Source organism: Klebsiella sp. HMSC16C06 (assembly GCF_001808325.1).
In the GTDB taxonomy this organism is placed as follows: domain Bacteria; phylum Pseudomonadota; class Gammaproteobacteria; order Enterobacterales; family Enterobacteriaceae; genus Klebsiella; species Klebsiella variicola.
Genome location: NZ_KV793012.1, coordinates 184,499 through 191,420 on the forward strand (window position 1 = coordinate 184,499; position 6,922 = coordinate 191,420).

A 6,922-nucleotide genomic window follows, 5' to 3' on the forward strand; every position below is an offset into this window, starting at 1 on the left:
GTGAAATCGTTGTTGTTCAGCCACAACCACCACCTGCTTTCGGTGAAGGGATGTGAAGCCGGGCTTGATGTGCTGGCGTTTGAGGGCGATGAAGCCCTGAGCCAGCCGTTCCGCTACCGTATCGAATTCACCAGCGCAGACCATGCCATCAGCAAAGAGATGATGCTGATGAAGGCAGCCTCCCTGACGCTGCAGGCGCCGGTGGCTCAGGGCTTCGGCATCAATGTTCAGCAACCCGTGCGGGTGATCCAGGGCGTGGTGACGGGGTTTGAACGGCTCAGTACCTCCAGGGATGAAACGCACTACGCGCTGACGCTTCAGCCGCGCCTGGCGCTGCTTAACCGCTCGCACCAGAACGCCATTTACCAGGACCAGTCCGTTCCGCAGATTGTGGAAAAAATCCTCCGCGAGCGCCACGGCCTGCGCGGTCAGGATTTTCTGTTCTCACTGACAAAAACGTATCCGCGCCGCGAGCAGGTGATGCAGTACGGCGAGGATGACCTGCGCTTTATCACCCGGCTGCTGGGTGAGGTGGGGATCTGGTTTCGCTTTACCGCCGACACGCGGCTGCACATCGACGTCGCTGAGTTCTGCGACAGTCAGCAGGGCTATGAGAAGGGGCTGACGTTGCCTTCGGTTCCGCCGTCAGGGCAGCAGTCGGCCGGGGTGGACGCGGTGTGGGAGATGGCATGCCGCCACCGCGTCGTGGAGCAGCAGGTCAGTACCCGCGACTACAACTACCGCGAGGCGACGGCGGACATGAACGCGCAGGTGGATGTCACCCGCGGGGAGACCACCACCTTTGGTGAGGCTTACCACTGGGGAGATAACTACCTGACCGCGGGGAATGTCCATGACCGCCATCCGGCGCCGGAGTCCGGGGCGTTTTACGCCCGGCTTCGCCATGAGCGTTATCTGAACGGCCAGACCCGGATGCAGGCCACCACCAGCTGCCCGACGCTCTGCCCGGGACAGGTGCTGAAGGTCACCGGCGGAGAGGAGGTGGCCGGGGAGTTTGCTGATGGCGTGCTCGTCACGGCGATGCACAGCCACGCCCGGCGCGATGCCGACTTTGCGGTGGAGTTTGCCGGCATACCGGACAGCCCGGACGTCGGCTACAGGCCTGAGCCCGGCGCGCGTCCGGTGATGGCCGGGACGCTGCCGGCCCGCGTGACCAGCACCCGGGAAAACGACACCTACGGGCATATCGACAAACACGGGCGCTACCGGGTGAATATGCTGTTTGACCGGGCGCGCTGGGAAACCGGGTTCGAGAGCCTGTGGGTCCGCCAGTCGCGGCCGTATGCCGGAGACACCTACGGTCTGCACCTGCCGCTGCTGGCGGGGACGGAGGTGGCGATTGGCTTTGAGGATGGTAACCCCGACCGGCCGTATATCGCGGGCGTGCTGCACGACTCGGCGCACGGCGACCATGTCACCATCCGCAATGACAAACGTAACGTCCTGCGCACCCCGGCCAACAACAAAATCCGCCTCGACGATGAGCGCGGGAAAGAACATATCAAGGTGTCGACGGAGTATGGCGGCAAGAGCCAGCTGAACCTGGGGCACCTGGTGGACAGTGACAGGCAGCCGCGCGGCGAAGGCTTTGAGCTGAGAACCGACAGCTGGGGAGCTATCCGGGCACAGAAGGGTATTTTTATCAGCGCGGACGGACAGGCGAAGGCTCAGGGGCAGGTGCTGGATATAGAGCCGGCGGTCAGCAATCTGGCTGAAGCCCGGGAGCAGATGATGTCCATCTCCGGTGACGCGCAGAAGGCGACCGCGAACCCGGCCGATCTCCAGGCGCAAATTACCCTGCTGGAGCAGCAGCTGACGGACCTCAAAAAATCGGTACTGCTGGTCAGCGCGCCGGAGGGGATAGCGCTGACCAGCGGGGAGCATCTGCAGGTCTCAGCCGGGCATAACCTGATTGCCACGGCCGGAAAGAATGCGGATGTCAGCGTGGTGAAAAACCTGTTCATCGGGGTGGGCAGTGCGCTGAGCGTGTTTGTGCGAAAGCTTGGGATCAGGCTGATAGCGAATCAGGGACCGGTACAGATGCAGGCGCAGAATGACCTGATGGCGCTGCTTGCCCGGAAGGAAATCAGCATTGTCAGCACGGAGGATGAAATCAAAATCATCGCGAAGAAGAAGCTGACCCTGAATGGTGGGGGGAGTTATATCAGACTTGATGCAAATGCGATTGAATCTGCTACTGCAGGCGAATATCGCACGAAAGCAGGATATTACGGGCGTCAGGAAAGCGCTTCTGAAAAAGTCAAAATGCCTGTATTTCCTGTAATGGAGCCTGGAGAGCACAGTTTACGTTTTGCTTTTCCAGGTGCGGATAGTGTCAGCCAGAGTATGAACTGGCTGATAAATCAGCCGTACAGTATTTCTGATAGCGCTGGAAAAATTCTGTCTACCGGAACAGTAGACACTTCAGGTCGTTTCCCCAAAATAGTACTTCCTGAAAGCGATACATTAAATTTAATCATTGGCCGAGAAACTTGGAGTAAAGAGGAGCTTTCTGTCTCATCAACTGAAGACGACAGTATGGAGGATTTTGAGGATGAAGCACCTGATGCCGATCTTCATTTAAGTGAAATGGGTTTTGAAGATGATAGAACATCAGCATTGACTGAATCAATGATTTCAACTTTATTAAGTTTAACAAAGGATAGTTGATAGTGTTAAGTATGCTTATGAAACTTATGTTGAGTCTGGTTATCTTATTTTATAGCTTCGGTGTATATGCTGCATGCCTGAAAGAGGGGGATAAGATTGTACTCACAGGAGTAATGAAAGAAGAAATATTTTACGGCCCCCCAAATTGGGGGGAAGATAGGGCGCATGACGAAAAATTACTCTACTGGATCCTGCATATAAATAGTCCGCTAAAGTGCGTGGTTGATGCTAATACTGAGCAAAAAGGTTGGAACAGCAATATTCAGCTCATTGTTAGTGGTGATGATTATAAAACTAAACGCAATCTACTTAATCACCATGTCACTGTAGATGGAAAAATTATGCTTGCTGTCACAGGCTATCATATGACTTCCGTCTTATTAAACGACACCAGCTTTCAGCCAACAGAATAAAATAAAAAGGATGATGTATGAGATTTATAAAAGCGACATACCATCTTGAAACCAAGACGGTTGAGTACGAAGCTGGTGATGGGACTCGTTTGCTAAAAACTGCAGGGACATTAAACTGGAGATTTAACAACCCCGGAAATATTATGGCATTGCCTGATGCAAGTAAGCAAAAAGGGCGAATAGGTGCCGGCACTGTATATAATCCGAAAGAAAATACATTTGCGATTTTTTCCAGTATTGAAGCTGGGGAGCGTGAGAAATGTGCATTATTGAGGCGAAAATACCGAAATGACACCATATCTGAGATGATGTCGCAGTATGCTCCTGAAACCGCAGGTAATGATCCCGTAGCTTATGCTAACTTTATAAGTTCAGAGAGTGGCGTTGCAAAAGATAAAAAAATATCTGACTTGAATGATAAAGAATTCGGCAAAGTTGTGGATGCGATCAGTAAAAAAGAAGGTGGCCTGAAGGCTGGTACTGAAAAATGGGTATATGTGACAAACTTGACGGTTTCAGACGGCTCTCGCCCAATTGCTAATGTGCCATTTAAGGTAACACTAGGAAGTACTAGCTACGAGTGGAAAACAGACGTTTACGGCAAGCTAAAGACAATTATTCATACCAAACAAGGAATGGTTATTGTCGTCAAATATACTAATTCTGCTGGAAAAGAGGATGTTGTTTATTCAGCTGTTGCTGGGGATGAAACGAAGAATATACTGCTCACGCGAAACTTTTCTCAATTCTCTGCAAAAACACTTGCCGAGACTCCCAAAGTGCCACGTGAGAAGAGCGCTCTGAAACCGATAGATTATATAGTCATGCCAGGAGATTCTCTATCAAAAATAGCCGAACGTTATAAGACAAGCACTGATGAAATTGCCAAAAACAATAATATAAAAGATGTGAGTAAGATCTTCCCTGGTCAACACTTGACGATTTATGGTGCCAAAACTAATAGCCCCTTAATCTATATCGTTGTACCTGGTGACACGCTGGCGAAGATCGCAGCACAATATGGCGTAACTGTTGATGAACTCGCTCGTTGGAACAATATCGTAGATCTAAACAAAATCTATCCAGGTCAGTCGATATTGATTTCAAATGATGCAAACTGCTCAAAAGGTAGCAGCCCTGTCTTAGTCTCTGACAAACAGGCACCCAAACCTCAGCCCCCAGTTAGTAGAACTTCACCCAATGTGCAATCGGTCAATTTAGATAAAAAAACACTGGAATCAGTAGGCTCTAAAAAATCGGATAAACCGATAGCCTTGCTTCCCCATGATCAGAGAGAGGCACCATGGATGGCGATTGCAATCCGCGAGGTTACGGAATGGCATGGAACAGGAGAGAAGAAAATCACTGATAATTATCATAATCTTACGGGTTCTAAAGGGTCATTGGGTAGTACGGCATGGTGTGCTTCGTTTGCAAATTATTGCTTGAAAGAAACAGGGTATGACTACTCCAGGAGTTTTACAAAGTCTTCTCAATTTCCAGTTTATGATAAAACTAAGTTTATCGAGATAAAAAATCCTGTATATGGTGCATTGATGGTCTTTCGTACTTATGTCGAATCAAGTGATGAATTTACAGGCAATGGACATGTAACATTTGTGTATGGAAAAACGAGTAACGGTGATATTGCTGGCTTAGGCGGAAATCAAGGAGGTAAAGCATATGGTGGAGGTACTATTAAGTTATCGATGTATAGTACCACGAAACCAACATCTAGATTCAGCATGACTGTTAGAAAAAAAAAGGAAACTCCTGTGTATCAAAAATTTTATAAATATTATATACCTGTCGCGTATAAAGAATATTATTCAAAAAATTCAGCGGAATTACCTATAGTTGATGTTGACGATGTAAACAATAATTTATTCGGGTTTGATAGCAAAACTAAATCTGTGAAAGATGAAGGTGGCGGTCGATGAAAAATTTTATAGGTATAAGTATGCTACTGTTGTTGTCATTGAGAGTGATGGCAGGTGATCCCGGAGGAATATCCTTACTTGTAAAGGCATTGCCTTCTGCAAGTGATTATAAATATGTCCTTGATGGCTTTTTTAGAAATTATTACGGTGTGGACAATCCTCACACTCCTTCGTGCGATCAAAATGATTATACTCCTTATATTGATAACGTATATTTGAATACGCTCCCAAAAGGTATTGATGACAATATATTAATAAAATCCATAACAGACTTATCATCCAGAACTCAGATTGCCAAAATATTATCATCTTACTCTGATGATCAAGTTTCTGGATTTGATGGAGTTCTTTTTTATGCAATGAAAGATAATAAATTATTTATTTATACGTTCGATTCAAAAGCCCCTGGGCATATCTTTACGAATGAGTTGAATGTTGATGGAATTATTAGCTATAAGCTTTTAGGAAGGTCCATTTGCCAATCTATAAGATCAAAGATACTCCCTTCCAGTCCTTAATGATATTGGGGTCAGTTGTTTTGTTTAGATACATTTCATTAATCATAAGTATGTTGTGTTTTTCAAGCGCCATTGCTGGGGAAATGTCATGTAAGCATCCCGGTAAAGCGGACCATTCACATTTAGAGATCTTCCTGCATACTGATTATGTTCATGGAGGAGATCGCCATGCGCAAAGCCCGATTCACCGAACACCAGATCATCGCCGTTCTGAAGTCCGTCGAAGCCGGACGCACCGTCAAAGATGTGTGCCGCGAAGCCGGGGATTTCTGAGGCCTCGTACTACAACTGGAAAGCGAAGTTCGGCGGTATGGAAGCCTCTGATATCAAAAAGATGAAGGACCTCGAAGATGAAAACCGCCGGTTGAAACAGATGTTTGCGGACCTGAGCCTCGAGTGCCGCGCATTGAAAGACGTTATTGAAAAAAAGCTTTAAAACCAGCGATAAAGCGTGAGCTGGTCAGCTATCTGACCGCGCAGTTTGCCATGAGCTTACGTCAGGCATGCAGTATATTGTCGTTGAGCAGGACGGTATTTCGTTATCAGCCTGATACGCAACGTGATGAGCCAGTCATTATGGCGCTGACCGTGGCGGCTGAACGCTATCCGCGATACGGATTTGAAAAGCTTTTTCAGGTGCTGCGCAGGCAGGGCAAAAGCTGGAACCATAAGCGCGTTCACCGGATTTACTGCCTGCTGAAACTGAATTTTTCGCCGTAAGGGAAAACAGCGCCTGCCAGTGCGCAATCCGGTTCCGCTGGTGACGCCAGAGGCGATGAACCAGAGCAGGTCCATCGATTTTATGCACGATGCGCTGGTGTGCGGCAGACGCTTCCGGACCTTCAACGTGGTGGATGATTTTAACCGCGAAGCACTGGCGCTCGAAATTGACCTGAATATCCCGGCGCAGCGGGTCGTGAGAGTGCTGGACAGGATCGTGGCAAACCGCGGATATCCGCTAAAGATGCGGATGGATAACGGTCCGGAACTGGTCTCGCTGACGCTGGCACAATGGGCAGAAGAGCATGGTGTGATGCTGGATTTTATCAGGCCCGGCAAGCCAACGCAGAATGCCTTTATCGAACGGTTCAACCGGACATACAGAACAGAAATACTGGATTTTTATCTGTTCAGAACACTGAATGAAGCACGGGAAATTACAGAGCGCTGGCTGGCTGAATATAACGGCGAGCGCCCCCACGAATCCCTGAATAACCTGACGCCGGAAGAATACCGGCTGATGGCTGAAACCCCGGAAATCTCAAAAAGTGCGTGGAACTAAAACGGGTGTGCTTACACCAGGAGATTCTCTATCAAAAATTGCCAAACGTTATAAGACAAGCACTGATGAAATTGCCAA

4 protein-coding genes and 1 pseudogene are annotated in these 6,922 nt (G+C 48.6%); all 5 read left to right on the top strand.

Features of this window, described 5'->3' with window-relative positions; genetic code table 11:
* The 5 genes and pseudogenes from HMPREF3142_RS19715 (at position 1) to HMPREF3142_RS29945 (ending at position 6,844) form a co-directional block, all read left to right on the top strand.
* Positions 1 to 2,691, top strand: a complete 2,691-nt coding sequence (locus tag HMPREF3142_RS19715) for a type VI secretion system Vgr family protein (RefSeq protein WP_162823128.1) — start codon at positions 1 to 3, stop codon at positions 2,689 to 2,691.
* A gap of 11 nt (positions 2,692 to 2,702) precedes the next feature.
* On the top strand, positions 2,703 to 3,104 hold the full coding sequence (locus HMPREF3142_RS19720; RefSeq protein ID WP_223170026.1) for a DUF4431 domain-containing protein: 402 nt from the start codon (positions 2,703 to 2,705) through the stop codon (positions 3,102 to 3,104).
* A 17-nt stretch (positions 3,105 to 3,121) separates the two neighbouring features.
* Positions 3,122 to 5,044, top strand: coding sequence for a LysM peptidoglycan-binding domain-containing protein (locus HMPREF3142_RS19725; protein WP_070612396.1), 1,923 nt, complete (start codon positions 3,122 to 3,124; stop codon positions 5,042 to 5,044).
* A complete protein-coding gene (locus tag HMPREF3142_RS28290; protein ID WP_072072276.1) occupies positions 5,041 to 5,562 on the top strand; it encodes a hypothetical protein in 522 nt (173 codons plus the stop codon). The genes HMPREF3142_RS19725 and HMPREF3142_RS28290 overlap by 4 nt, the downstream gene beginning before the upstream one ends.
* 168 nt (positions 5,563 to 5,730) lie before the next feature.
* Positions 5,731 to 6,844: pseudogene (locus HMPREF3142_RS29945) on the top strand (IS3 family transposase).
* Positions 6,845 to 6,922 lie beyond the last annotated feature (78 nt).

Coding starts and splice junctions, on each gene's coding strand:
- HMPREF3142_RS19720 (WP_223170026.1), top strand. CDS start 2,703: ATGCTTATGAAACTTATGTTGAGTCTGGTTATCTTATTTTATAGCTTC.
- HMPREF3142_RS28290 (WP_072072276.1), top strand. CDS start 5,041: ATGAAAAATTTTATAGGTATAAGTATGCTACTGTTGTTGTCATTGAGA.
- HMPREF3142_RS19725 (WP_070612396.1), top strand. CDS start 3,122: ATGAGATTTATAAAAGCGACATACCATCTTGAAACCAAGACGGTTGAG.